The sequence below is a fragment of the Flavihumibacter petaseus NBRC 106054 genome, from assembly GCF_000974785.1.
GTDB classification, from domain to species: domain Bacteria; phylum Bacteroidota; class Bacteroidia; order Chitinophagales; family Chitinophagaceae; genus Flavihumibacter; species Flavihumibacter petaseus.
Map to the genome: position 1 here is coordinate 852,412 of NZ_BBWV01000002.1, position 24,971 is coordinate 877,382.

The following is a 24,971-nucleotide window of genomic DNA, read 5'->3' on the forward strand; positions in this document are numbered from 1 at the left end:
TCGCATTAGGGCAGGGCCAGGAAATGCTGCCCGTTCTCATAGTCTTTTTCGAGGGCATCCAGAATGACCTGCACATGTTTTTCATTTCCCAGGAAATCGGCATTGGAGGCATCCACAAACAATGTTTTGATATTGTGCTGCCTTATATAATGGGTATAGGTCTCCTGGATCCGGAATAAATAGTCGTCCGGAATCGACTGTTCATAAGAGCGGTTCCGCCGCCGGATATTGCTCTGCAGTTTCTGCACGGGGGCATGCAGGTAGATCAGGATATCGGGTTGCACCAGCTGCGGGATAATGATGTCAAAGATCCGCTGGTATAACCTGAATTCTTCTTCCGGCAGGTTCACTTTGGCAAACAGCAGGCATTTGGTAAAAAGGTAGTCGGAGATGGTTACGCTTTGAAAGAGATCTTTCGTGTGCACCAGTTCCTTCAGTTGTTTGTAACGTTCCGCCATAAAAAACAATTCCAGCGGGAAGGCAAACTGTGAAGGGTTTTCATAAAACTTAGGCAGGAAGGGATTGTCGGCAAATGCTTCCAGTACAAGCCGGGCATTATAATGTTTGGAAAGGAGGTGGGCCAGCGTTGTTTTTCCTGCGCCAATATTTCCTTCGATCGTAATGAAGTGGTAATTCATGAGAGTAACCGCAAAGAAAATATAAAGCCCTGTATTAGCCGTTATATTTTTTTACCGGCAGATCATCCGGGGTTTGCTGCAACAAGGCATCGATGGTCAGCTGTAACTCCGGGTGAATGAAGGAAGGGATGAGTTCCGCGAGGGGAATAAGTGCGAAGCGGCGAAGTGGCAACCGGGGATGCGGGATAGAAATATGATCGTTGTGATGAATTTCATCTCCGTAAAGCAGGATGTCGATATCGATCAGCCGGGGTCCGTTCCTTTCTTCCCGTACCCGGCCCATTTGCTTTTCTATTTTCAGCAGCATCGACATGAGTGCAGCGGCGTTGAGCGGCGTCCGGATTTCCAATACCTGGTTAAGAAAATCCGGCTGGTCTCCGAATCCCCAGGCGGCTGTTTCGTACAAAGACGACTGGCGCAATACCTGTCCGGCTTCCTGTGCCACCAGCCAGGCTGCCTTTTGCAGGTTTTCGATCCGGTTTCCGAGATTCCCCCCGATCAGGAGATAAGCGGTATGCATAGTTTCTGTACTTTACAGGCCAAATATCGGTATGGGACAATTCTTTAAATATTTTTTTGCCGCCCTGCTGGCTTTGGTGGTGTTTACGGTGATCGGGGTGTTCCTGTTAATCGGCCTGGCGGGGGCACTTGCATCGAAAGAAGAGGTGGTAATTGATCCGCATAGTGTACTGTATCTTGACCTGGGAAAGAATATAACCGAGCAGTCTCGCGATAATCCGCTGGCGGCACTCCAGGGCGATGAGCCCTATAGCCAGCCCGGCGTTTATGATATTGTGCAGATGCTTCAGTATGCCGGATCCGATGATGATATCGACGGACTTTACCTGAAATGCGGCAGCAATGCAAATGGCTTCGGTACGAATGAAGAGCTCCGCAACGCGATCGCAAAGTTCAGGGCTTCAGGAAAATTCGTGATTGCCTTCGGAGAAGTCATTTCTCAGCAGGCTTATCATGTGGCGGATGTGGCCAGTGCCGTTTATGTGCACCCCAAAGGAGGGCTCGACTGGAAGGGTTTCGGATTGCAGTATGTGTTCTTCAAAAAAGCTTTGGATAAACTCGAAATTCAGCCGCAGATTTTTTATGCCGGCAAGTTCAAAAGTGCAACTGAGCCCTTTCGCGAGGAACAGATGACGGAAGCCAACAAACTCCAGTCAAAAGTACTGCTGGACGACTTGTATGAACATTTTCTTACCGGTGCGGCGGCAGCAAGAAAGGTAGATGCCGCGGTGCTCCGCAACCTGGCAGACAGCAATGCCCTTCGGTCCGCCCATGATGCCGTAAATGCAGGTCTCTGCGACGGGTTGCGTTATGAAGATGAAGTGAAGGATGAGATCCGGAAGAAAAGCAGCAGCAAATCCATTGATGCCATCAATTTTGTGTCGATGGCCAAATACGGTTCAGCGGTAAATTATAACAGGGGTAGTGGTACCAACCGCATTGCCCTTATTTATGCGCAGGGGGATATTGTAGATGGTACGGGTGATGAGGGACAGATCGGCGGGGACCGTTTCCGCAGGTATATCCGGAAGGCCAGGCTGGATGACAATGTAAAGGCGATCGTTATCAGGATCAATTCTGGTGGGGGCAGCGCCATGGCCAGTGAGAACATGTGGCGTGAAGTGGAGCTTGCCAAAAAAGACAAACCCGTGATCGTGAGTTACGGGGATGTGGCTGCCTCCGGCGGGTATTATATGGGTTGCAATGCCGACAGTATTTTCGCCCAACCCAATACGATCACCGGTTCGATCGGCGTGTTTGCGATCATTCCCAATATGCAGGGATTTTTCCGTGACAAATTGGGAGTAACCTTCGACGGCGTGGAAACCAGCCCGCATGCCAATTCACCTTCAATTGCCGAACCGCTCAATGAAACAGAACGACGATTCTTTCAGTCGGATGTGGACAGTATCTATCATACTTTCCTGACACGGGTGGCGGATGGCCGGAAAAAAACAATTGCTGAAATCGACAGTATCGGGCAGGGAAGGGTGTGGACGGGTAGCCGCGCAGTACGCATCGGACTGGTTGACCGGATCGGCGGTATTTCCGATGCCGTTGCAGCAGCAGCAAAAATGGCTGGTGTCAGGGAATACCGGTTGCGCGAATACCCGGAACAGATCAACATCTTCGAGAAACTGACAGGCGCTTACAAAAAAACCGTGGGCACCGAAGCGCTGAAAAGCGAGCTCGGCATACCCGCCTATGGCCTCTACGAAGAGTTCAGGTCCATCAGGGCCTCTATCGGAAAGGTGCAGACGAAAATGCCCTATTACCTTATTTTCCGTTAACGTCGTCGATCCTTTATGGAGAAACAGTATAGTCAGGTGCGGGCGATGCTGGCCATTACGAAGGCCAGCCTGATCGGCATATTCCGTAGTCCCAGTGCCGTGGTATTCAGTATTTTCTTTCCACTCATATTTATTCTTGTTTTCGGCTTTATCGGCAACGGCGGCGGACCGGTTTACCGGATCGCCCTGACACCCGGCTCCGATACCAGTAACCCGGTTTACCAGGGGCTGCGGGAGCGGTCCAATATCCGCTTCACCGATCCGGTAGATTCCGCACAACTGGAAAGTGACCTGGTGAAGGGTCGGATTACCGGTGAACTGGCCATCCGGCCGAAGGGAGGATCAGGTGATAGGGCCGCCGGTTACCAGGTGACTTTCCGGGCAACTACGGCCAGCGCCGATAAGTTTTACAGCTTTATGCCCCTGTTGGAAAATATCATCTTTAAAATAGACCGGCAGCGGGAACCCGGAGCCTCCACCATTGCTACAATAGTTCCGGAGATCCGGCAGGTGCGGGAGTATCGCACCATCGATTTTATACTTCCCGGGCAGCTCGGTTTTTCCCTGCTCAGTATGGGGGTGTTCGGTGTGGCATTTTTGTTTTTCAATCTCCGCCAGCAGCTGGTGCTGAAGCGGATGTTTGCCACGCCGGTCAGCAAAACGGCGATCATTATGGGAGAGGGGCTGAGCCGGGTGATCTTCCAGTTGATGACTGCTGTGGTGATCATCGGGCTGGGCTATTTTGCCTTCCAGTTTTCCCTGGTGCACGGGTGGGTCACCTTTGCCGAGATCATGGTGCTGTGTTTTGTCGCCCTCCTGGTATTTATGGGGTTTGGTTTTATTGTAAGCGCATTGGCTCCCAATGAGAGCGTCATACCTCTTTTTGCCAATGTGATCACCCTGCCGCAATTTCTGCTGGCAGGTACATTTTTTTCCATTGATGTCTTCCCCAAATGGCTGCAGCCGTTTTGCCGGGCATTACCGCTTACGCACTTTAATGATGCCATGCGAAAGATCGCTTTTGAGGGAGCCCATCTTACCGATTGTGGTAAACAGATCGGCTTTTTGCTGGGCTGGGGGGTGCTCATTTATGTGGTAGCTGAACGGGTCTTCCGGTGGGAATGACCCCGAACAATAGGTTTATATGAAAATTTTGAAACTGGCATTCTGGAGTATCCTGTTCTTCTCATTGTTGCTGCTGGTATTCAGCCTGCTGATTCCATCGCATGTGCGTATCTCCCGCGCGATTGATATACAGGCGGGTAAAGCGCAGGTCTTGCCGCTCATCAGCACTAATGACGGCTGGACTAAATGGAATGCCTATGCGCAGGACAGTTCCGGTAAATTCAGGTTTGAGATCAGGTCGGTGAGTGACAGTCTCGTTGAGGCAGACTGGACGGCAGGCAATAAAACATATCCTTCGAACCTGGCATTGTATGGGTTGAAATCTGGCACACTTACTGTACAATGGTATGTAGACTTTAAGCTTTCCTGGTATCCCTGGGAAAAATTCGGCAGTATCCTTTATGACAACCAGATGGGTCCCGTGATGGAGCAAAGCCTCAGGCAACTGAAGGCGCTTGCGGAAAAATGAATCGAATTACAGTATTCACTTTGTAAACAATAAACAGAAAAGTATGAAGTACCTGATCCTGGCGGTAATCGCCATTGGTTCATTGCTCCCTGCGAAAGCACAGGAGGCCAGAAAAAGTCCGCATGACACAGTTTCCAACGGAAACATTACCGTGACATACGGCCGGCCTTACAAAAAGGGCCGCGATATATTCGGCGGGCTGGAGGCTTACGGTAAGGTCTGGAGGCTCGGCGCTGATGAAGCTACCACGATCACCTTTGCCAAGGACGGCAGTTTCGGTGGCAAGGCCGTAAAGGCCGGCACGTACACCCTGTTTGCGACGCCAGACAAGAAGGAATGGACATTTATTCTCAACAGCCAGCTGGGACAGTGGGGCGCATATGATTATGACAAGAATAAAGGCAAGGATGTGTTGCAGGTAAAGGCACCGTCCAAAGCCCTGTCGAGCCCGGTGGAGCAGTTAACGATCCGGCTTGACGGAAAGAATATGATCGTGGAGTGGGACAAGACGCAGGTAACAGTACCGGCTTCCTGACCAACGGAAGGGCGTAAATAACCGCTTATCAAAAAGCTGCTGATGAAGCAGCTTTTTTTTGTCTTTTGTTGCCAGATATTGCGGGGATTTTAAAAATATATTGCAGCTTTTTGCGGCTTTTTAGGGATTATCCCCTAAATTCAGGTGGCAATTTTCTGCATTATCCCACACACTTTCGGTCAATCAAAACAAGCTGTCATGAAAAGACTCCCTTCATTATTAATTCCGGGAAAGCGGCCCTGGCTGGTTTTCCTTCTTTGCTGTTTTGGCCTTGCCTTGTCTGCGCAGGTCCGGATCACCGGCAAAGTAAATGATGCCCAGGGCAACCCCCTGCCGGGCATTTCGGTTAACGTTAAACGAACTACTGTAGGAACGGCATCCGATGCCAATGGCAATTATGTTTTAACCGGCAACCTTAAACCGGGAGATTACGAATTGGAGTTTAGTGGTGTCGGCTTTAAAACCATTCAGCAAAAACTTGTAATTTCTGCTGCTGCCAATTACGAAGCCAACCAGCAACTCTCACCGGATGCTCTGGGACTGGATGAAGTTATCGTGACTGGTACGAGTGCCGGGACAACTAAGAAGCAACTGGGCAGCTATATCAGCTCATTGAAAGCTGATGAGTTGAACAAAGGTGTTCCCTCCAACGTGCTGCAATCGCTCCAGGGCAAAACTGCCGGTGCGCAGATCATTCAGAATTCCGGTGATCCTGCAGGCGGTATTTCTGTCCGACTCCGGGGAATTAGTTCCGTTTCCTCTTCTTCTGAGCCTCTATACATCGTGGACGGTGTGATCGTGAACAACGCGACTAACCGCGTAACCAACACTTCCGGTAACTACGACGGCAACAATTTCGTTGGTGCTATCGGACAGAACCGCATGGTAGACATCAATCCCGCCGATATTGAAAGGGTGGAGGTATTGAATGGTGCAGCGGCTGCTGCAATTTATGGAAGCCGCGCCAATGCCGGGGTGATCCAGATCTTTACCAAAAGAGGCAAGACAGGTGCCCCGACGCTGAATTTCTCCACCAGCCTTATGGTCAGTGAGCTGCGAAAGAAGCTGGAGGTAAGCCAGGCACCTACCAAATTCGGTGGTCCGACGGATGGTCCCAATGCTCAAACGCAGGACATCCTGACGCCGTCACTGGTGAATACCACTCCGGTGACCCGCTACGATTACCAGGATTATATCTTCCGTACAGCCATTGGTACTGACAATACCCTGTCTTTTTCCGGCGGCACCGAAAAGACCAAATATTATGGTTCCGGTACCTATTTCTACAACCAGGGTATCGTAAAGAACACCGATTTTCAACGCTACAATTTCCGTATAAATCTGGACCAGACACTTGCTTCGTGGGCTTCCCTGAATATGGGGCTGAACTATATCAACAGCACAGCGAACGAGAAACCCGATGGCAACTCTTTCTTCTCGCCTATGAATAGTGTGACCATCATCGGCAACTTCCACGACATCTGGCGTCGCGACCCTGCCGGTAACCTGATGGCTGTGGGTGAACGTGGACGCGTCAATCCGGTTTCTGTAATCGAAGACATCAAACAAAAGCAAACCACTTCCAGGATCATTGCGAATGTGGGGCTGAAGCTGAAACCCATGAGGAACCTGACAATAGATTACCTCCTGGGTATTGACAACTACACGCAAAATGGTACCACGCTGATTCCTCCTTTTGCCTACAACGTGGGTGACGGCTTTTACGGCGGCGGGTCAACTTTACTGGCTGACCGCAATGGTTATGCCAGTACCGCTAACAATAATTTCCTCGGTGTGAACAATGACCTGAATGCCACCTATACCGCGGAAATAAACGAATTCATCGGAAGTACCACGCAGCTTGGTGTATCCCAGCAATACGAACGGAACCGATATTCCCTGTTCCAGGGCCGTGGCCTGGCGCCGCTGATTGAAACGGTTAATGGTGCGGCAACGGTTTTGCCCGGAGCAGATGAAAGAAGTGAGATTTCCGTAACGGGTGCTTATGTGCAGCAAAATTTCCGCTTCTGGAATTCGCTGTTTCTCACCGGCGCAATTCGCCTGGACGGATCTTCCGTTTTCGGAAAAGACCAACGCAATCAAACCTATGTAAAGGCAAGCGGTTCATACGTGCTTTCTTCAAACGACTATTGGACCAAATCCGGCCTCGCCAACTTCTGGAACCTGTTTAAAGTACGCGTGGCTTATGGTGAAAGCGGCAACCTTACCGGCATCGGTGCCTACCAGCGGTTCAATAGCTATACGTCAGCGCCATTTGTCGGAAAATCTACGCTGAATGGCAGCACAACACTTGCCAATTCTGACATCAAACCAGAAAGGCAACAGGAGTTGGAATTCGGTACAGATATGGCATTCTTCAACAGCAGGTTGAATTTTACCCTCAATGTATATACGAAAAAAGTAAAAGATCTGTTGATCAACCGCGTTTATGCACCTACAACAGGTTACAGCAGTTACCTCAGCAACCTCGGCTCTCTTGAAAACAAAGGGATCGAAATCGTTCTGGGCGGCACACCCGTTAAAACAAAAGACCTCACCTGGGACGTAAACTTTATCTATAACCGCAACCGGAACAAAGCGATTGATATCGGTCAGGCACTTACCCTGTTCAGCACGAACGCCGGCGCTCCTGTTGCCATCCTTCAGGGCGAGCCCATCGGCGTGTTCTATGGTACTTTCTTTGCCAAAGATGAAAACGGTGGAGAGGTAAAGAATACCAAAGGAATTCCGCAAATGGAAAAAGGGGTGCAGAACAGCCCGCTATCCTATACGCCGCAACGGGATGCCAATGGTTTACCGACCGGCAGTACGCTTAGGAAAATAATAGGAGATCCGAACCCCGACTGGACCGGATCATTTGTAACCGATCTCACCTATAAAAAATTCGGACTGAGGGTACAGGTGGACGCTGTTCAGGGTGTAGATGTATTCAATGCCGATTTTCGTACCCGTCAGGGTGTAGGCAACGGGAAGGTGGCCGAACAGGAGCATGAAGGACTGTTACCCCGTGGTTATATTTCCGCTACAGAAGGAATTTATAATATTGAAGAATGGAGAATTGACGATGGCTCCTTTGTAAAGCTCCGCGAAATATCACTTAATTATCATTTCGGCAACTGGAAAAAACTCCGCGACCTTAATTTTATGCTGAGCGGCAGAAACCTTTTCAGCTGGGATGACTATAAAGGGTATGATCCTGAAGTAAATGCAGCTGGACAAAGCACACTGTTGAGGGGAATCGATTTCGGTTCTGTGCCTATTCCCCGCACCTTCAGCTTATCTATCCAGGCTAAATTCTAACAGCGAAAAAAAATTATCATGAAAAGAATTAATCTTCCTATATCATTCTTTGCATTCCTGGTGGTGGCCACTTCGGTGATGCCTGGTTGCAAAAAAGATTTTTCCAACCCCAATGCTGCGCCAGAGGATGAAGTATTTACTTCAGCCAGAGGCATGACAGCAGTGGGCGTGGGACTTCAACGGAAATATAGCTATTCACGTGCCGGCGATGTATACAATATTGTTACTGCCAACGGATTTACCACCAACGAATTGTTGCTGATGAATGCTGGTAATACCGCTGAAGCGCAATTGAGTGTCGGGGGAACAGCAGTAGATCCAACCAATACCATTCTCGCCAATATCTGGGCAAACGGCAGCAAGATCATTCTCGACGCCAACAGGATCATTACAGCGGCGCCAACCATCACAGATCCGAACTATGTCAGTGCGCTTACCGGGTATGCAACCATCTTTAAAGCGCAGGCATTGGGCAGTCTGGCTATGTTCTGGGAAAAGGTTCCCGACACTTCCGGAATTCTGCAGGTTACATTCTCTGACCGCATGCTGGGTTACCAGCGCGCAATTGCGTCTATTGATAAAGCCCTCGCCCTGATTGCAGCTGATTCCATTAGTGCTAACTTTGCCCTGAACATTCCCCCTGGTACCAATATCAAGCAAACTTTGCTGGCATTGAAAGCACGCTATGCCGTTTTCTCCGGCGACTGGGACAACGCGCTTGCTGCAGCGAATGCAGTGGATCTTACCGTTAAGAGCACCATGAATTTTGACGGTGCCAGTCCGAATCCGATTTTCGAAACAGCAACTGCTACCAACAACGTTTACCAGGTGATTGATTCTACGTTTGGATTGCCCGAAGGCCTGCGTCCGGAAAATTCAGACAAAAGAGTCCAATTCTATACGTTGCTCAATACACAGCTTAGTCCCGATAAACCTGTGCCACCACGGTTCCGCATCAATGGCTTCGGCGTAGCAACTGCGACATCCTACCCTTATTATGTTCCGGGAGAAATGACCCTCATCAAAGCAGAAGTTTATGCGCGTAAAAACCAACTGCCTGATGCGATCGCCGAAATCAATAAGATCCGCACCAAAAAGGCAGCAGATGACCCATTCGGCATCGGGGCAGATGAATCGCCCTATGCCGGTGCGGTAACCCAGGACGCTGTGCTGACAGAAATTTACCGTCAGCGTTGTATTGAACTTTATATGCAGGGCTTCAAACTGGAAGACAGCAGACGGTTTGATCGTCCTATTGCGGAAAAGAAACGCAATTTTTTTCCTTACCCTTTTGCTGAAAGGGACAACAATTCCAATACACCGCCGGATCCATTATTTTGACTTTATATTTCAGACGGCTATAAAAAAGAGCGCAGCTTTGGTTGCGCTCTTTTTTTAGGTGGCCTGCTGAAGCATTTAGATTGTTGCAGCAGTAAACATTTCAGAAGCGTTACATCATAGTGCTGATGCCGCATCAAACACCTTGTGCATTGCCGCCACTGCCTTTTCCACCATCATTGCATGCTCATCGGGTTTAAGGCAATAGGGTGGCATAAAGTATAAGGTATTTCCCAGCGGCCTCAGGAACAGTCCTTTCTGCAATGCCTCATGTGTCAGGTGCGGCCCTATCGCATTGAGGTAACCTGATTCTCCCTGAACGATGTCAAAGGCAAGAATAGTTCCGAGTTGCCGCAGCTGCCGCATTTGAGCCCTGTTTCCGGTCATCTGGGGCAATTCACGGGCCGCTTGCTCATGCCACCGGCTGATCTGCGCCACCCGGTCCATCGTCCCTTCCTGATTAAAAATTTCCAGGCTGGCCAGCGCTGCCGTGCAGGCCAGCGGATTTGCAGTAAAGGAATGGCCATGGAACAATGTCTTTTTGCGGTCGTCGCTCCAATAGGCATCGAAGATGCGGGCGGTGCAGGCGGTCACCCCCAGCGCCATCGTTCCGCCGGTTAGTCCTTTCGACAGGCAGATAATATCCGGCTTTGCTTTCATCTGTTCAGACGCAAACAGGGTTCCGGTTCTGCCGAATCCGGTGAGCACTTCATCAGCAATACAAATCACTTCCAGGTCCTGCAGCCGTTGCAGCAGTTTATCCAGCCATGCGGGCGCATACATATTCATACCGCCTGCACCCTGCAACAATGGTTCATAGATAAAGCCTGCCAACTGGTCGCCTGCTGCAGTAAGCACCTGTTCAATGACTGGCCAGGTGTTTTCATCCGGCAGATCGATCCAGACGGTTTCAAAAAGGTAATCGTCAAAGGGTGCGGTAAACACACTCCTGCCGCTTACGGCCATGGCACCGAAAGTGTCACCATGATAGGCGTTGCGGAAGGCCAGGATCTTTTTCCTGGCCGGCCGGCCATCAGGAGACCTGTTCCACCAGTACTGGATGGCCATCTTGATGGCTACTTCCGTAGCAGTGCTGCCATTATCCGAATAAAAAATCCTGGACATATGGCCAGGCAGCAGGGGAATCAGTTTTTCGGCGAGCTCAATTGCCGGCTGGTGGGTAAACCCGGCAAAAATGACCTGTTCCAGCTTCCTGGCCTGGGCTGCAAGACGTTCGGCAATATAGGGATGGGCGTGTCCATGCAGGGTTACCCACCAACTGCTGATGGCATCCAGGTAACCCCTTCCGTCAGCACCGTACAGCCAGGCACCGGCCGCCTTTTCAATAAACAGGGGTGGAGGTGCTGTCTTTTCCTGGGTGTAGGGGTGCCAGATCAGGTTTTTATCCTTTGATAACCAATCCATCCGCCAAAACTAACAATTAAGCCGCTGGATTGACCATTGATGTTTTTTTAACGGGATGCAACGGGCGCAGGTGGTATCTTGTCAACTTATTCAACAATATGACCAATGAACAGCAACTGGTCCGGGATTGCCTGAAAGGGAAGCCATCGGCGCAAAAAATGCTCTATGAGCAGTTTGCGTCCCAGATGCTGGGCGTCTGCTATAGGTATACCAAGTCCGTAACGGATGCGGAAGACGTACTACAGGAAGGATTTATTAAAGTTTTTCATTATCTCGCCCAGTTTCGTGGAGAGGGTGACCTGGGGGCCTGGATCAGGCGCATTATGGTCACGACCGCGATCAACTACCTGAAGAAAAATGCCAAATACCAGTATGACCTTTCCTTCACAGGAGAAGAAAAAGGGTATTTGCATCCGGTATCCCCGGACAATCCGGAGGTCAGCCTGAGTGCGAAGGAGCTTTCCGACCTGATCCGGCAGTTGCCTCCCGGATACCAGGCCATTTTTAACCTGCATGCCGTGGAAGGTTACACGCATGTTGAAATCAGTTCTATGCTGGGAATTCATGAAGGAACTTCCCGCTCTCAATATGCCCGTGCCCGCAACCTGTTGATCACCTGGTTGCAGCAAGAATCCGAACCCGTAAATCTAGCACACTATGCCCGATCATGAATTTGATAAGGCCCTTGGGGAAAAAGCCCGTGAACTGCGGCTTCAACCTTCACCAGCTGTCTGGGAAGGTGTAGCAGCGCAGTTGCAGGAAAAAAAGCGCCGCCGTGGCGCCGCCTGGTTCCTGATGGCAGCCGCCGTTGCCGGTCTCAGCCTCGGTGGCTGGTGGCTGGCTGAACGCCATTCCCCCCAGGAAGGCCACCAGCAGGTGGTTACCACCAATCCTGATCAGCAGGCTGCAACAACCGGTTCTTCCGCTACTGCAAAAACTGCAGGTGAAAACAGCAACGCAGCGGATAGCAGGGATGTCGCCAGCAACCAACCTGAATCAATAAATGCCAATTCTGTTACCAATTCAGATGCCGGAACCGGTAGCGATGCAGCTGGCAATGCCGCTGATAATACCACTGATAATGCCGTAACAAAACGCAGGATCAATAACCATAATACCACTGCATATCGTTCAACTGTACACAACCAGATGAAATCAGCAGCCGGCATCACTACCGGATCTGCTACTGCTAAAACTTCCCGTAAACAACAGGGAAATACAGGGAACACACCTGGAATCGACCAGTCTGCTGATAACTACGGCGCTACCATTCTTACAGAGAACAGTGTTCCGCGTGTACCCGAAGCCTTTGCCGGTCAGCTTCCGTTGCAGGGCAAACAATCCATCGCTGTTCAGCAGCCTAAGTCAAAAACCGGCAATATTCGTCCTGGAAATCTTCCTGCCACCACCATCTCCCTGAAAGAGAAAACCAACCGCAAATGGCAGTACAGTTTTGAAGCCAGCGCCGGCGTAAGCACACTGAATGAACAGCCATTCTCCGGTTACAAGGCCGACCAGATGGAATACCAGCAGAACAGTTCACTCGCTTCCAACGGACTTGCTGTGATCCAGCGTAATCCTTCCGAAATAAAAGGCGGGTTCTCTTTTCAGGCGAAAGTACTTGCACACAAACCCATCAGCAGTAAGCTCCGGCTCGGAACCGGAATTCAATACAGTTACCGTTCCTCCCAGGTTAAAATGGGTAAGGTGGTGGATTCCACTTTTGCCCTGTATAATATTGGTCAGGACAGGATCCTCTCTGCTCTGGCGTATGCCGGAGGGACCGCCAACAAAGGAAAAGACTTTACCAATAGTTACCATTATCTCGAAGTGCCCCTTGAGTTGTCCTGGAATATCGACCGCAGGAAGCACTGGTACTTCAATAACGGCGTTTCACTCGGATACCTGGTGAAATCTGATGCCCTGCTGTATGACAAAGACGGTGGCGTGTATTACAGGGATAATGATGCCCTTAACCGCTGGCAGGCCGGATTCTTCAGCAGCATTCAGTATAACATCAATCCAAAGTCTGATATGCAGGTTGCACTGGGTCCGAGTATTCAGTACCAGCTGACGCCGGTTGACCTGACGACTGACCGCAAACACCTGCTTCACCTGGGCTTTTCCGCCAGGCTGCAATGGGTGCGTCAATCCCGCGGTGCGATGAAGTGAAGATTGCGCAGCACACCTGCATATTTCGCACGCTTCAGCGGCGAATGGCGGAACATTTTGCGGAACGCATCTTCTCCCAGTTGTTCCCAGTCTTCGGCAGCCATCGAGAATAAACCTGGTATCGCAGAAAACCCGGGCTCCGTTGCCGGCTGCGAGAAACGATTCCAGGGACAAACATCCTGGCAGGTATCGCATCCGAACATCCAGTTGTCAAATTTGCCCTGCTGCTCTTCGGGAATCAGTTGCGACTTCAGTTCAATGGTAAAATAGGAGATGCATTTATCTCCTGCGACCGTGCCGTCGGGTAAAATGGCACCGGTTGGACAAGCATCGATACAGCGGGTGCAGGTGCCGCAATAGTCCCGCGCAAAAGGAGCATCGTAATCCAGCTCCAGGTCGGTGATCAGTGTGGCGATAAAGAAAAATGATCCCGAGGTCTTGTTGATCAGGTTGCCATTCTTTCCCATCCAGCCCAGGCCGCTTTCTCTTGCCCATGCACGCTCCAGTACCGGTGCCGAATCCACGAACCCGCGTCCCTGCACATCACCAGCCAGTTCACGGATCCTGAACAGCAGCTGATTCAGCTTTTCCCGGATCAGTTCATGATAATCGTTGCCATAGGCATACTTGGAGATCTTTGGTAAGCCTTCCGGCTGTTTCTCCACAGGAAAATAATTCATCAGCACGGTGATCACTGATTTCGCACCAGGGACCAGCTTGCCCGGGTCAACCCGCATGTCAAAATGGTTGGCCATATAACTCATCATGCCATGATATCCTTTGTTCAACCATGCTTCCAGGTGCCGTTCGTCTTCTTCCAGGCGTTTGGATGCAGAAATTCCGCAATACATAAAGCCCAGCTCATAAGCCATCTTTTTGATATGATTACTTAGCGTAGGCATTACCGTTGAAAAATGTTGTATGTTATGGAATTTCAATTATTTTAGTCCCCAAACCTTATACTATGTATCCTCCTTGCAAACCGCATTACCGGCACCTTTTGCCTCCCCTTATCGCTGCAATTTACCTCCATCAGCAGCAATAAAAGCCGTTAATATTTATCTGCAACCCAACTAAACTGTTGATATATGAACCTTATCAGACTTGGTCTGTGCGGGCTTTGCCTGATGGCGGGTATTATTTCCCGGGCCCAGGATAAGCCGTCCTACAAATTCGGAAAAGTATCGCCTGCTGACTTCAAAATGAAAGCGCCTGCTTTTGACACCGGCGCACACGCCATTATCGTCGGTGATGTCGGCACCTGCCGGATCGTGGGCGGCGACAAGGGTGAATTTGAACTTGAATTTGAAAGAAAGATCAGGGCCTATATCCTCGACATCAATGGGGTGGACCTCGGCAAATTTGTGATCGAATACTATATCGGCAGTGACGATAAGGAAGAGGTCAGCAATATCAGGGGATATACCTATAACCTGGAAGGCGGTAAAGTAGTGGAAACCAAATTGGAAAGCAGCCAGGTGTTCACTGAAAAAGCCACAAAAAAATGGACACTCAAAAAGTTCACGATGCCCCAGTTGAAAGCGGGTTCACTTTTTGAACTTTCTTATACGGTTTCGTCCCCGTATATCCGGAATTTCCGGCCATGGGAATTCCAGAGCAATTACCCCAGTCTCTGGAGCGAGTACAACACGGAAATTCCCGAATATTTCGACTTTGTTTTCCTGAGCCAGGGATACTTGCCGTTCCATATCAACAAGAATGAATCCACAGGTCGTACGTGGATGCTGAGTAATGCCGCTGGTACCGGCGCCAGGAGTTCCTTTTCAGTTTCCGGAATAGCCAACCAGAAGCGCTGGGTGATGAAAGACATCCCCTCGATCAGGGAAGAAAGTTATACGACGACAATCGAAAACCATCGCTGCAAAGTCGATTTTCAACTGTCATCGATCAATTATCCCAACCAGGTTGCGCAACCGATATTATCCACCTGGACAAAAGTATCAGAAGAATTGATGGAAAGCGAACATTTCGGTCAGCCGCTGGATCGTAACAATGGCTGGATGGATGATATCGTTAAAACGGCGGTTGGAAATGCTGTTGATCCCATTGAGAAAGCCAAAAGGATTTATGCCTGGGTAAGAGATAATTTTACCTGCACCTATCATGCGGGATTTTACCTGACCAATGCCGGCTTTAAAGATATTGTAAAAACCAAATCCGGGAATGTGGCAGATATTAACCTGTTGCTGATTGCCCTGTTACGCCACGAAAAAATAGAAAGCTACCCGGTCATCCTGAGTACCCGTTCACATGGCTATACCAATGCGGTGTATCCCCTGATGGACAGGTATAATTATGTCGCCTGCGGTGTAATTATCGGGGATAAGGATTTTCTGCTGGATGCCAGCGAACCGGATCTCGGCTTTGGTAAATTACCCGTACAGTGTTACAACGGACACGCGCGTGTGGTCACCAAAGATCCCGCTTCTATCGAACTGGACCCCAACGCCATAGTGGAAAGGAGCCTTACCATGGTAGTCATGCAGCAGGAAGGTAAAGTCATTTCCGGCCGGGTGCAGGCTGATATGGGTTATTTTGAATCACTGCGCAAACGGGGTACTATCCGGGAAAAAGGAAAAGAGACATTTTTTGACGGAATCAGGAAGGAATACGGCTCAGAATACACCCTGCAAAACCTGACAATCGATTCGCTGAAGATATTGGACGAACCGATGAAGGTCAGCTACGATTTCCAATACAGTCCTGAAGACCAGGACGTGTTATACATCAACCCCATCATGGTTGATGCGATGAAGGAAAACCCCTTCAAATCGGCTGACAGGCATTATCCTGTGGAAATACCCTTCTGCATTGATGATAACTACGTACTGAACTTTACCATCCCGGATGGTTACAAAGTGGATGAATTACCCAAGAGTACCAAGGTTGCCTTTAATGAAGATGAAGGGTTATTTGAATACCTGATCAGCGCGGATGCGACCACCATCCAGATGCGCTGCCGGATACAGCTCCGCAAGGCTGTGTTCATGCCGGATGAATACAATGACCTCAGGGAATTCTTTGCTTATGTGGTAAAGAAACAGTCAGAACAGATCGTGTTGAAAAAGAAATAATCTCATGAAAAATATTCTGTTAATTCTTGCGGTGTTCATTGGAAGTGTCAGTTCAGTGCTGGCAGGTGGCGGAGAACCGAACTATTCGATAGTGAACATTCCGAAAGAGCTGCTTAAAAATGCGAGCGCGGTGATCCGCCTGGAAGAGGAAGCGGTTGTAGTCAGTTCCTATAACCGGTATAAGCATAGTATGAAGCGGGTGGTGACGATCCTGAATGAAGCAGCAGACGATGAGGCCGCAGTCTGGCTTTCATACAGCAAATCTGGATCTGTGGATCACCTCGAAGGAGCTTTGTACGATGCGCTTGGCAACAAAATCCGGTCATTGAAAAAAAGTGAAATCGAGGACCGCGCTTCTTCCGGCGGGGGTGTGATGTATAGTGACTCACGGTACAAACACCATAATTTTCACTATAAAGTGTACCCATATACCGTCGAGTATGAGTACGAGCAGACTTCTGACGTTACGATGATTCTTCCTCATTGGAATCCTTATACCAACAAGGGCATAAGTATTGAACGTAATAAATACAGCATAACAGTTGATAAAGACATTGTACTTTACAGGAAGCAGCTGAACTGGAAACAGGAACCTCAGCGGACTGAGAACAGTAAGCAGGTTACTTATACATGGCAATTGAACAACCAGCCGGCATTTATTAAAGAATATTATTCCCCGGCCATAGAAGAAATCGCTCCTGTTGCATTTTTTACCCTGGGAAAATTTAATTTCGGATCTTTTGATGGGTCTTTTAGCAGCTGGGAAAGTTTTGGTGTTTTTATGAGCACGATGTGGGAAGGACTTGATGTGCTGCCGGAAGAAATAAAAAAACAGGTTCATCTGATTACCGATGGCTTGCCATCAGATGAGGCCAAATCCAGGGCATTGTACAGCTTCCTTCAAAAAAATACGCATTATGTTTTTGTAAAACTGGGCATAGGTGGATGGCGTCCGCATCCGGCATCCTATGTTGTTTCCAATGGCTACGGTGATTGCAAGGCGCTGACCAATTATATGGTGGCGTTGTTGAAGGAAGCCGGCGTGAAAGCCTATCCCGCACTGGTGGTAGGGAACTATGACGAACGGAAGCAGTTGCTTGACTTTCCCAACCCATACTTCAATCACGTGATCTGTGCGGTTCCGTTGAAGGGAGATACGCTCTGGCTCGAATGTACCAGCCAGACTGACCCAGCGGGCTATAATGGCTATTTTACCGGCAACAAGCATGCCCTGCTGTTTGCTGCTGGCGGTGGAAAACTGGTGACCACCACCTTTTACGACAAGCAGGTGAACCAGCAGTACCGGAACATTGATGCTGTTGTAGGTGCCGAAGGCGGACTTGAACTTACATCGGTAACACGCTATACCGGGCAAACTGCCGGCCGTCCGCAATATGTGATGACGAACAAATCAAAAGAGGACCAATTAAAATACCTGAAAGAAAACCTCGATCTCCCCAGTTACGATGTTGTCGATTACTCCTACGTGGATGAACAGCAGAAGAACCTGTCGATCAGGGAACAACTCCGGTTAAAACTGGTGCACTATGCGCAGCTGACTGGAAAGCGGCTGTTCGTGACGCCCAATATCATGAACAAATGGGATCAGAAGCTTATCGCTGATACCGCAAGGAAATATGGGCTGGAACTTGATGATGACATTACTGAAACCGATACGGTTAAAATTACCGTGCCGTCAGGTTATCAGCTGGAAGCAACTGTGAAGCCCACTGTCGTATCCACCCCGTTCGGCGCGTACAAGGCCGAAGCCACGATGGCTGGAAACGTCATCACCTATACCCGACGTTTAACATTGAACAGGGGCCGGTTCGAAGCAAAGCAATACAATGAGCTCGCAGCTTTTTATGAACAGCTGTACAAATATGACAGGGCAAGGGTCGTGCTGGTGAAAAGCGACTAGGCGGCTTTTGTGCAATGCGGGCCCTGCGTGAAAAAATAGCCTCAAAAAAACAGCGTGAAACGCTTCGCAGGCTTACGGAATGTTCGCCTCGATCAATTCCCGGATCTCTTCGAAGATTATCCTCTTCTGGTCCGGTGCATTACCCCGCGTGAATACCACAGCCGCATAGCCTTTCGACAGGTTGATCCATGGCCAGGTTCCGGATACACCCGGACAATTTACAAGCGTGCCGTTGCCCTGTGCATCTTTTTCCTGCAACCAGCAACCCAGGCCGAATGAATTGCCCTGCGAAAGGGGGGAAGTGTATACGATTTTTGCATCGCCGGTTTGGACTTTCAGTATTTCGCTCACTGATTTTTCACTCAGCACCTGCTTGCCGTTGGCCATTCCCCTGTTGGCCAGCATGCTGAGAAATTTGATATAGTCGTCTGCGCATGACCTCGCACCCACGGTTGGGTTCTCTGCATAGATATCCTCGCTCATAAAAGTAGTGCGCTTCAACCCGAGGTTTTTGCTGATCCTGTCTTTAAACAGACGGTCATAATCTTTCTTGCCAATAATCTCCACCACGCGGGCAGCAATGGAAGGAGCAAAGGTTCCATAATAAAACTGGGTACCCTGTTTGGCCTGCAACGCACGATCCTTCGCAAGCGCATTCATTTCCACTTCCAGTGATTCGAATTTTTTCTTCTTCAGCAGGTTTTTAACGGTAGATTGATCCGTTTCTATGCCGGTTGTATGGGAAAGGCATTGCCTGATCGTGATATAGCCCTTGCTGTAGCTGACAAAGGAAGGCAGCCAGTTGCTCAGTTTGTCATCCAGCGCAATCTTGCCTTCCTCCACATAGGTCATCACAAGTGCAGCAGTCAGCCACTGACTGGCTTCCCCTACAGGTTCCTGTGAATTGGCCTTCAGATCACCGAATTCCTTCCGGTAAACATCCTTTCCATCTTTCTGAACGATGACCACGAAATCATTTCCCAGGTCTTTTTGGTATTTTTGAAGTCCCTCAGTAATTGCCGGTATGTCTACCATCGGTGCCTTGGTTTGAGCAGAGCCGGCAAGCACTGGCAGCAACAACAGGAACAGGAATCGCATCTTCAACAGGATAGCGTGCATAGAGGATATTTGCTGCTAAAATAAGTATCTGACCCTGAAATATTTACAGGTTAAGGTTAAAAAAACTGCAATGCCGTCATACCGGCCATGATTTTGCTGTCATGCTGACCGTATTTCAGCCAATGGTGTAAGCTTTGCAGTCTGGATGCAGGAGAAATTCAGACTATGAACCTTAATAATTTTACAGTTAAAGCCGCTGAGGTGGTTCAGCAATCCCAGCAGATTGCTTTCAATCACCAGCATGCGAATATCGAAACGGAGCACTTCCTGAAGGCGTTGCTTGACCAGGACGATTCTCCTGTTGAATACCTGCTTAAAAAGAATGCGGTCAACATCAGCCAGGTGGAAACACAGCTGGACCAGTTGTTGGCAAAACTGCCCAAAGCGCAGGGGAGCGAGCCGGCCCAGTCGATCAGCCGGGATGCGAACAATGTCGTATTGCGGGCGGGGTCAGCGCTGAAGTCATTCGGTGATGAATTTGTTACGCCGGAACATTTACTGCTTGCCATTGAGCAGGGCAATGATGCTACGGCTAAATTGCTGAAGGATGCCGGACTCACAGAGAAAGGCCTGATCAGCGCGATTAAAGAATTACGCAAGGGTGGCAATATTACTTCCCAGACCCAGGAAACCCAGTTCAATACCCTGAACAAATATGCGAAGAACCTGAACGAACTCGCCCGGAATGGAAAACTCGATCCGGTGATCGGGCGGGATGAAGAGATCCGGAGAACCCTGCATATCCTCAGCCGCCGGAGCAAGAACAACCCCATTCTCGTGGGTGAACCAGGGGTGGGTAAAACCGCGATTGCAGAAGGACTGGCCATGCGCATCGTGAATGGCGACGTTCCGGAGAACCTGAAAAGCAAAATCATTTTCGCGCTGGATATGGGTCAGCTCATTGCAGGCGCGAAATATAAAGGTGAGTTCGAAGAACGGTTGAAAGGGGTGGTGAACGAAGTTGCCAAAAGCGACGGCGAACTCATTCTTTTTATTGACGAAATCCATACCCTGATCGGTGCGGGTGGTGGAGAGGGCGCTATGGATGCTGCCAATATCCTGAAGCCTGCACTCGCCCGGGGTGAACTGCGGGCGATCGGTGCCACCACGCTGAACGAATACCAGAAATATTTCGAAAAAGACAAGGCGCTGGAAAGAAGGTTTCAGAAAGTGATGATCGACGAGCCGAGCGTGGAAGACGCGATCTCAATTCTGCGTGGTATCAAAGACCGTTATGAAACCCACCACCATGTGCGCATCAAAGACGAAGCAATTATTGCGGCAGTTGAATTGTCGCACCGCTATATTACCGACCGTTTCCTGCCGGACAAGGCGATCGATCTGATCGACGAAAGCGCCGCCAAACTGCGCCTGGAGATGAATTCCATGCCTGAGGAACTCGACAAGCTTGAGCGCCAGATCCGCCAGCTGGAAATTGAACGGGAAGCAATCAAACGCGAGAACGATGATGAGAAGCTGCGTGACCTGAATATAGAGATTGGCAACCGCAGCGTAGAACGCGATACCCTCAAGGCTAAATGGATGCAGGAAAAAGAATTGGTGGAGAAAGTACAGACCGCCAAAGCATCTATTGAAAACCTCAAACTGGAAGCAGAGAAAGCTGAGCGGAATGGTGAATATGGCCGTGTCGCTGAGATCCGCTACGGCAAGATCAAGGAAGAAGAAAAAGCCATCGCTGCTTATTCCGATGAACTCGAAGCATTCAGCAACAACAGCAATCGCCTCATGAAAGAGGAAGTGGATGCTGAAGATATTGCTGAATCTGTAGCGAAAGCAACCGGTATCCCGGTATCGAAAATGCTGCAGAGTGAAAAGGAAAAACTGCTGCACCTGGAAGATCACCTGCATGAAAGGGTGGTTGGCCAGGAAGAAGCCATTACTGCTGTTGCGGATGCGATCCGCAGAAGCCGGGCAGGGTTGAGTGATCCGCGTAAGCCGATTGGATCATTTATTTTCCTGGGTACAACCGGTGTGGGTAAAACGGAACTTGCCAAAGCATTGGCGGAGTACCTGTTTGATGACGAACACCTGATGACCAGGATCGATATGAGCGAATACCAGGAAAAGCATACGGTATCAAGACTGGTCGGTGCCCCTCCCGGTTATGTGGGCTATGATGAAGGCGGTCAGCTGACGGAAGCCGTAAGGCGCAAACCCTATAGCGTGGTGTTGCTGGATGAGATAGAAAAAGCACACCCTGATGTATGGAACATCATGCTGCAGGTGCTGGACGACGGCCGGCTTACCGATAACAAAGGAAGGGTGGTGGATTTCAAGAACACGATCATCATCATGACCAGCAATATCGGTAGCCATATCATCCAGGCAAACTTTGAAGATGTTGATGAAAAGAACATCAACGAGGTGGTGGGACGCACCAAACAGGAAGTGATGTCGCTGCTGCGTGAAACCATCCGCCCGGAGTTTCTGAACCGTGTTGACGAGATCATCATGTTCCAGCCGCTGCTGCGCAATGATATCCGCAAGATTATCCGCATTCAGTTGCAGCAACTGCAGGACCTTGTGGCGAAGAATGGTATCGACCTGCAGTTCAGCGATTACGCGATAGATTATCTTGCTGAAAATGGTTTTGATCCTGTATTTGGCGCAAGGCCACTGAAAAGACTGATCCAGAAAGAGATCGTCAATCAATTGAGCAAGCGTATCCTGATGGGTGATATCGACAAACAGAAAAGAGTACTGGTGGATGTGTTCGACGGCGTGGTCGTTTTCCGGAATGAGTAGTAAATTGTACCATGTGTTATTACAATCGCCTGATCGTTCCGCAGGAACAGGTTTTTGACCTGGATGGTATTCCGGTTGCCTGGGAAGAAGGCAGCCTGGTATCCCGTCCCCTGCAAAGTGGGTTTGAATACAGCGACTGGCCGATCATTATATGGTCTTCCAAAAGAAATATCCCGGTGGGCATTCGTGCACACTGGGAATTTTTTGCGCCCTGGCTGAAAAACCGGCAGGCGATAGAAGCCAGCCGGCAGCAATACACCACGCTGAATGCAGTGGGAGAAAATCTGTTCACCTCGAAACTGTACAAAGATGCCGTGGTGAGGCGCAGGTGCCTGATCCCTTCCAGCGGATTTTACGAATGGCGGCATTTCAAAGGCGAAGGGCAGAAGAAGGAACAGGCTTATCCCTATTTTGTTTCGGTGCGGGAAACTCCCGTTTTTTTTATGGCGGGTCTTTGCCAGGGCTGGACTGACACGGAAACAGGCGAATACCTGATCGGCTTTGCCATAGTTACAACCAAAGCAAACCGCCTGATGGAGTATGTACACAACAAGAAAAAGCGGATGCCGCTGATCCTGCCGCCTGCACTGGCGGGAGAATGGCTCAATCCGTCTACTGCTGAGGACAAGGTGAAAGAACTGACCGCTTTCCAGTATCCTGAATCCCAAATGCAGGCCTATACGCTCGTTAAAGATTTTCGCCAACAACTGGATCCGCTTCAGCAATTCACCTATTCGGAACTCCCGGAAATTGTTTTATGAACAAAGTGGTGTTTACAGTTACCATCGAGAAGTTCGATGCCCAGGGAGAAAAGACCGGTTGGACGTATTTTACGATTCCCGCGGAAAAGGCAAACCGGCTCAAACCCGGCACAAAAACTTCTTTTCGCATTAAAGGCTACCTGGATGCCGTTGAAATCCAGGCCATGGCCATCCTGCCAATGGGCGGTGGCGATTTTATCCTGCCCCTGAAGGCTGACCTCCGAAAACAACTGGGAAAGCGGAAAGGTGACAAGCTGCGTGTGGCACTGGAGGCTGACGATGAGCCCTTTAGGATGAATTCCGATTTCCTGGACTGCCTCGCCGATGCACCGGCCGCGCAGGCCACTTTTGAAAAGATGCCGGGGAGCCACCAGCGGTATTACAGCAAATGGATTGATGCTGCTAAAACAGAAGTCACCCGTACAAAAAGGATTGCGATGGCTGTATCTGCACTGGAAAAAGGGTGGGATTTTGGCAAAATGCTGCGGGTTCAGGCCGGCCGTGAACAATCCTGACCCGATTTTGTTAAACTGGGTATGAATGCGAACAAAATTGAGATCATTGAACCCCGTACCGTATGGATGGGCAATGATTCCGCACCTGTAAGCCTGGTCATGTATGGCGACTACGAAAGTGAAGCCTGTGCCAAAGCCCAGGTGATCGTCGATCAGTTACTCAAAACCTTTGGCAACCAGGTAAAATTCCAGTACCGCCATTTTCCCCTTACCCGGATTCACCAGCATGCCCATAAAGCCGCTGAGGCCGCAGTAGCTGCGGTTCAGGAGGGCAAATTCTGGGAAATGCACCACCTGTTGTTCGAAAACCGTAAAAGGCTGGGATCCATCAGCCTGAAGGAATATGCTTCAGAAGCAGGGGTGAAGGACAAGAATTTTATTCCCAAACTGGTGGACTCGGTTTACGGGTGGACCGTCAGGGCTGACCTCCTCGAAGGAGTCGAAAAAGGTGTGCGGGATGTTCCGGCGCTGTTTATCAACGATCAGTTGTATAGCGGGAACTTCAGCAAACCGGCGCTGACCAGGGCCATCCAGGAGGCTGCACCGGCCAAAAAGAAGCGGGCTTAACCTATAACGGAAGGGCAAAACCAAAAAGCGTACCTTTGTACGCTTATTTTTTGGCCTATGTTATTGTTTAAAGAGTTCACTTTCGATTCCGCCCATTTTCTCCCCAATGTGCCCGAAGGCCACAAATGCAGGGAAATGCATGGCCATACCTACCGCCTCAAAGTCTGGCTGGAGGGACCCCTGCATCCCGAGCTGCAGTGGGTAATGGATTTTGCTGAACTCAAGAAAGTAGTAAAACCAGTAGTCGAAAGGCTTGACCACAAATGCCTGAACAATATCGAAGGGCTGACCAATCCTACCTGCGAACGCATCGCTGTGTATATCTGGGATGCCATCAAACCGTTTCTTCCCCTGCTGGTGAAAGTAGAGCTTCATGAAACACCGACTTCCGGTGTGATTTATCATGGCAATTAATCATCATATCACCTTGTCATATGGTTAAATTGGGTAAATTGACAGACATTTTTTTACCATTAACCATGTGATTATGAGTAACCTTCCGGAAGAACAAAAATCTACATTCGACCAGGCAGCAGACAAGGTAGAAGAGACCTGGGACAAGGTGGAAGATAAAGCTGAAGCGCTGTGGAAATCCTTTCAGGCCAAGACAGGTTTCAGTGATGAAAAGATTGAGGAGCTGAAGTCCAAGGCCTCTCACAAAATCGATGAACTCAAAGCGGAAATGTCTACCTGGGACGATGAAGCCCTGGAAAAATGGGAAGAATTAAAAGCCAGGGCAGGCGGCTGGTGGGCGAAGGTGAAAGACAGATTTGATGGCGACGATGAGCCACCCGGGGAGAAGACGCCACCCGTAGCCTGATCATTCTGCTGCGCAGCTGCTCCACACTGTGGAGAAAATCCTTCAAAGCGTTTATGCACAACCGTTGGCATAATC

At 49.6% G+C, this 24,971-nt stretch carries 21 protein-coding genes; 16 read left to right on the forward strand and 5 right to left on the reverse strand.

Annotated features, from left to right (window positions below):
* Positions 1-5 precede the first annotated feature (5 nt).
* Both FPE01S_RS13575 and folK read right to left on the reverse strand, forming a co-directional pair.
* The gene (locus FPE01S_RS13575; RefSeq protein ID WP_046369481.1) at positions 6-638 is read right to left on the reverse strand and encodes a deoxynucleoside kinase; all 633 of its coding nucleotides are present in this window, start codon (positions 636-638) and stop codon (positions 6-8) included.
* A gap of 34 nt (positions 639-672) precedes the next feature.
* Positions 673-1,158 (reverse strand): 2-amino-4-hydroxy-6-hydroxymethyldihydropteridine diphosphokinase, encoded by a 486-nt coding sequence (folK, locus tag FPE01S_RS13580; protein WP_046369482.1) that lies wholly within the window; start codon positions 1,156-1,158, stop codon positions 673-675.
* Positions 1,159-1,189: 31 nt separating this feature from the next.
* Here folK and sppA point away from each other — a divergent pair, with 31 nt between their 5' ends.
* The 6 genes from sppA to FPE01S_RS13610 all read left to right on the forward strand — a co-directional run bounded on the left by sppA (position 1,190) and on the right by FPE01S_RS13610 (position 9,738).
* A complete protein-coding gene (gene sppA, locus FPE01S_RS13585; RefSeq protein WP_046369483.1) occupies positions 1,190-2,947 on the forward strand; it encodes a signal peptide peptidase SppA in 1,758 nt (585 codons plus the stop codon).
* Positions 2,948-2,962: 15 nt separating this feature from the next.
* Positions 2,963-4,072 carry an ABC transporter permease gene (locus tag FPE01S_RS13590; RefSeq protein ID WP_046369484.1) on the forward strand — a complete coding sequence of 370 codons (1,110 nt, stop codon included), beginning with the start codon at positions 2,963-2,965 and terminating at the stop codon, positions 4,070-4,072.
* Between the two features lie 19 nt (positions 4,073-4,091).
* The gene (locus FPE01S_RS13595) at positions 4,092-4,541 is read left to right on the forward strand and encodes a hypothetical protein (RefSeq protein ID WP_046369485.1); all 450 of its coding nucleotides are present in this window, start codon (positions 4,092-4,094) and stop codon (positions 4,539-4,541) included.
* 43 nt (positions 4,542-4,584) lie between these two features.
* On the forward strand, positions 4,585-5,076 hold the full coding sequence (locus FPE01S_RS13600; RefSeq protein WP_046369486.1) for a DUF2911 domain-containing protein: 492 nt from the start codon (positions 4,585-4,587) through the stop codon (positions 5,074-5,076).
* Positions 5,077-5,274: 198 nt separating this feature from the next.
* On the forward strand, positions 5,275-8,397 hold the full coding sequence (locus tag FPE01S_RS13605) for a SusC/RagA family TonB-linked outer membrane protein (protein ID WP_046369487.1): 3,123 nt from the start codon (positions 5,275-5,277) through the stop codon (positions 8,395-8,397).
* Positions 8,398-8,415: 18 nt separating this feature from the next.
* Positions 8,416-9,738 (forward strand): RagB/SusD family nutrient uptake outer membrane protein, encoded by a 1,323-nt coding sequence (locus tag FPE01S_RS13610; RefSeq protein WP_046369488.1) that lies wholly within the window; start codon positions 8,416-8,418, stop codon positions 9,736-9,738.
* 114 nt (positions 9,739-9,852) lie between these two features.
* Here FPE01S_RS13610 and bioA read toward each other — a convergent pair whose 3' ends face one another.
* Positions 9,853-11,160 (reverse strand): adenosylmethionine--8-amino-7-oxononanoate transaminase, encoded by a 1,308-nt coding sequence (gene bioA / locus FPE01S_RS13615; protein ID WP_046369489.1) that lies wholly within the window; start codon positions 11,158-11,160, stop codon positions 9,853-9,855.
* A 98-nt stretch (positions 11,161-11,258) separates the two neighbouring features.
* Here bioA and FPE01S_RS13620 point away from each other — a divergent pair, with 98 nt between their 5' ends.
* Together FPE01S_RS13620 and FPE01S_RS13625 are read left to right on the forward strand one after the other, a co-directional pair.
* Positions 11,259-11,831: an RNA polymerase sigma factor gene (locus FPE01S_RS13620; RefSeq protein ID WP_046369490.1), complete on the forward strand. Its 573-nt coding sequence runs from the start codon at positions 11,259-11,261 to the stop codon at positions 11,829-11,831.
* On the forward strand, positions 11,818-13,332 hold the full coding sequence (locus FPE01S_RS13625; RefSeq protein ID WP_046369491.1) for an outer membrane beta-barrel protein: 1,515 nt from the start codon (positions 11,818-11,820) through the stop codon (positions 13,330-13,332). The genes FPE01S_RS13620 and FPE01S_RS13625 overlap by 14 nt, the downstream gene beginning before the upstream one ends.
* Here the strand turns inward: FPE01S_RS13625 and queG are convergent.
* Complete coding sequence (gene queG, locus FPE01S_RS13630) at positions 13,308-14,234, reverse strand: tRNA epoxyqueuosine(34) reductase QueG (protein WP_046369492.1); 927 nt, start codon at positions 14,232-14,234, stop codon at positions 13,308-13,310. The genes FPE01S_RS13625 and queG overlap by 25 nt on opposite strands.
* Before the next feature lie 186 nt (positions 14,235-14,420).
* Here queG and FPE01S_RS13635 point away from each other — a divergent pair, with 186 nt between their 5' ends.
* Together FPE01S_RS13635 and FPE01S_RS13640 are read left to right on the forward strand one after the other, a co-directional pair.
* Positions 14,421-16,427: a DUF3858 domain-containing protein gene (locus tag FPE01S_RS13635; protein WP_083990254.1), complete on the forward strand. Its 2,007-nt coding sequence runs from the start codon at positions 14,421-14,423 to the stop codon at positions 16,425-16,427.
* 4 nt (positions 16,428-16,431) lie between these two features.
* Complete coding sequence (locus FPE01S_RS13640) at positions 16,432-18,348, forward strand: DUF3858 domain-containing protein (RefSeq protein ID WP_046369494.1); 1,917 nt, start codon at positions 16,432-16,434, stop codon at positions 18,346-18,348.
* Positions 18,349-18,420: 72 nt separating this feature from the next.
* On the opposite strand, the gene FPE01S_RS13645 is transcribed toward FPE01S_RS13640, so the two are convergent.
* Positions 18,421-19,467: a serine hydrolase domain-containing protein gene (locus FPE01S_RS13645; RefSeq protein ID WP_046369495.1), complete on the reverse strand. Its 1,047-nt coding sequence runs from the start codon at positions 19,465-19,467 to the stop codon at positions 18,421-18,423.
* Positions 19,468-19,632: 165 nt separating this feature from the next.
* Here FPE01S_RS13645 and clpB point away from each other — a divergent pair, with 165 nt between their 5' ends.
* From clpB to FPE01S_RS24940, 6 genes are all read left to right on the forward strand, one after another.
* Complete coding sequence (gene clpB, locus FPE01S_RS13650) at positions 19,633-22,233, forward strand: ATP-dependent chaperone ClpB (RefSeq protein WP_046369496.1); 2,601 nt, start codon at positions 19,633-19,635, stop codon at positions 22,231-22,233.
* Positions 22,234-22,244: 11 nt separating this feature from the next.
* A complete protein-coding gene (locus tag FPE01S_RS13655) occupies positions 22,245-22,994 on the forward strand; it encodes an SOS response-associated peptidase (protein WP_046369497.1) in 750 nt (249 codons plus the stop codon).
* The gene (locus FPE01S_RS13660; RefSeq protein WP_046369498.1) at positions 22,991-23,509 is read left to right on the forward strand and encodes a YdeI/OmpD-associated family protein; all 519 of its coding nucleotides are present in this window, start codon (positions 22,991-22,993) and stop codon (positions 23,507-23,509) included. The genes FPE01S_RS13655 and FPE01S_RS13660 overlap by 4 nt, the downstream gene beginning before the upstream one ends.
* A 21-nt stretch (positions 23,510-23,530) precedes the next feature.
* Entirely contained in the window at positions 23,531-24,076 is a 546-nt protein-coding gene (locus FPE01S_RS13665; RefSeq protein ID WP_046369499.1) for a DsbA family protein, read from the forward strand.
* Between the two features lie 57 nt (positions 24,077-24,133).
* Positions 24,134-24,490, forward strand: coding sequence for a 6-carboxytetrahydropterin synthase QueD (gene queD, locus FPE01S_RS13670; RefSeq protein WP_046369500.1), 357 nt, complete (start codon positions 24,134-24,136; stop codon positions 24,488-24,490).
* 73 nt (positions 24,491-24,563) lie between these two features.
* On the forward strand, positions 24,564-24,896 hold the full coding sequence (locus FPE01S_RS24940) for a YtxH domain-containing protein (RefSeq protein WP_052955773.1): 333 nt from the start codon (positions 24,564-24,566) through the stop codon (positions 24,894-24,896).
* Positions 24,897-24,971 lie beyond the last annotated feature (75 nt).

Bases quoted from the DNA above. Each gene is read 5' to 3' on its own strand.
- bioA (WP_046369489.1), bottom strand. From the start codon at position 11,160: ATGGATTGGTTATCAAAGGATAAAAACCTGATCTGGCACCCCTACACC.
- sppA (WP_046369483.1), top strand. From the start codon at position 1,190: ATGGGACAATTCTTTAAATATTTTTTTGCCGCCCTGCTGGCTTTGGTG.
- FPE01S_RS13595 (WP_046369485.1), top strand. From the start codon at position 4,092: ATGAAAATTTTGAAACTGGCATTCTGGAGTATCCTGTTCTTCTCATTG.
- queG (WP_046369492.1), bottom strand. From the start codon at position 14,234: ATGCCTACGCTAAGTAATCATATCAAAAAGATGGCTTATGAGCTGGGC.
- FPE01S_RS13575 (WP_046369481.1), bottom strand. From the start codon at position 638: ATGAATTACCACTTCATTACGATCGAAGGAAATATTGGCGCAGGAAAA.
- FPE01S_RS13660 (WP_046369498.1), top strand. From the start codon at position 22,991: ATGAACAAAGTGGTGTTTACAGTTACCATCGAGAAGTTCGATGCCCAG.
- FPE01S_RS13600 (WP_046369486.1), top strand. From the start codon at position 4,585: ATGAAGTACCTGATCCTGGCGGTAATCGCCATTGGTTCATTGCTCCCT.
- FPE01S_RS13655 (WP_046369497.1), top strand. From the start codon at position 22,245: ATGTGTTATTACAATCGCCTGATCGTTCCGCAGGAACAGGTTTTTGAC.
- FPE01S_RS13605 (WP_046369487.1), top strand. From the start codon at position 5,275: ATGAAAAGACTCCCTTCATTATTAATTCCGGGAAAGCGGCCCTGGCTG.
- FPE01S_RS24940 (WP_052955773.1), top strand. From the start codon at position 24,564: ATGAGTAACCTTCCGGAAGAACAAAAATCTACATTCGACCAGGCAGCA.
- FPE01S_RS13645 (WP_046369495.1), bottom strand. From the start codon at position 19,467: ATGCACGCTATCCTGTTGAAGATGCGATTCCTGTTCCTGTTGTTGCTG.
- FPE01S_RS13665 (WP_046369499.1), top strand. From the start codon at position 23,531: ATGAATGCGAACAAAATTGAGATCATTGAACCCCGTACCGTATGGATG.
- FPE01S_RS13610 (WP_046369488.1), top strand. From the start codon at position 8,416: ATGAAAAGAATTAATCTTCCTATATCATTCTTTGCATTCCTGGTGGTG.
- FPE01S_RS13625 (WP_046369491.1), top strand. From the start codon at position 11,818: ATGCCCGATCATGAATTTGATAAGGCCCTTGGGGAAAAAGCCCGTGAA.
- FPE01S_RS13635 (WP_083990254.1), top strand. From the start codon at position 14,421: ATGAACCTTATCAGACTTGGTCTGTGCGGGCTTTGCCTGATGGCGGGT.
- FPE01S_RS13590 (WP_046369484.1), top strand. From the start codon at position 2,963: ATGGAGAAACAGTATAGTCAGGTGCGGGCGATGCTGGCCATTACGAAG.
- queD (WP_046369500.1), top strand. From the start codon at position 24,134: ATGTTATTGTTTAAAGAGTTCACTTTCGATTCCGCCCATTTTCTCCCC.
- FPE01S_RS13620 (WP_046369490.1), top strand. From the start codon at position 11,259: ATGACCAATGAACAGCAACTGGTCCGGGATTGCCTGAAAGGGAAGCCA.
- clpB (WP_046369496.1), top strand. From the start codon at position 19,633: ATGAACCTTAATAATTTTACAGTTAAAGCCGCTGAGGTGGTTCAGCAA.
- folK (WP_046369482.1), bottom strand. From the start codon at position 1,158: ATGCATACCGCTTATCTCCTGATCGGGGGGAATCTCGGAAACCGGATC.
- FPE01S_RS13640 (WP_046369494.1), top strand. From the start codon at position 16,432: ATGAAAAATATTCTGTTAATTCTTGCGGTGTTCATTGGAAGTGTCAGT.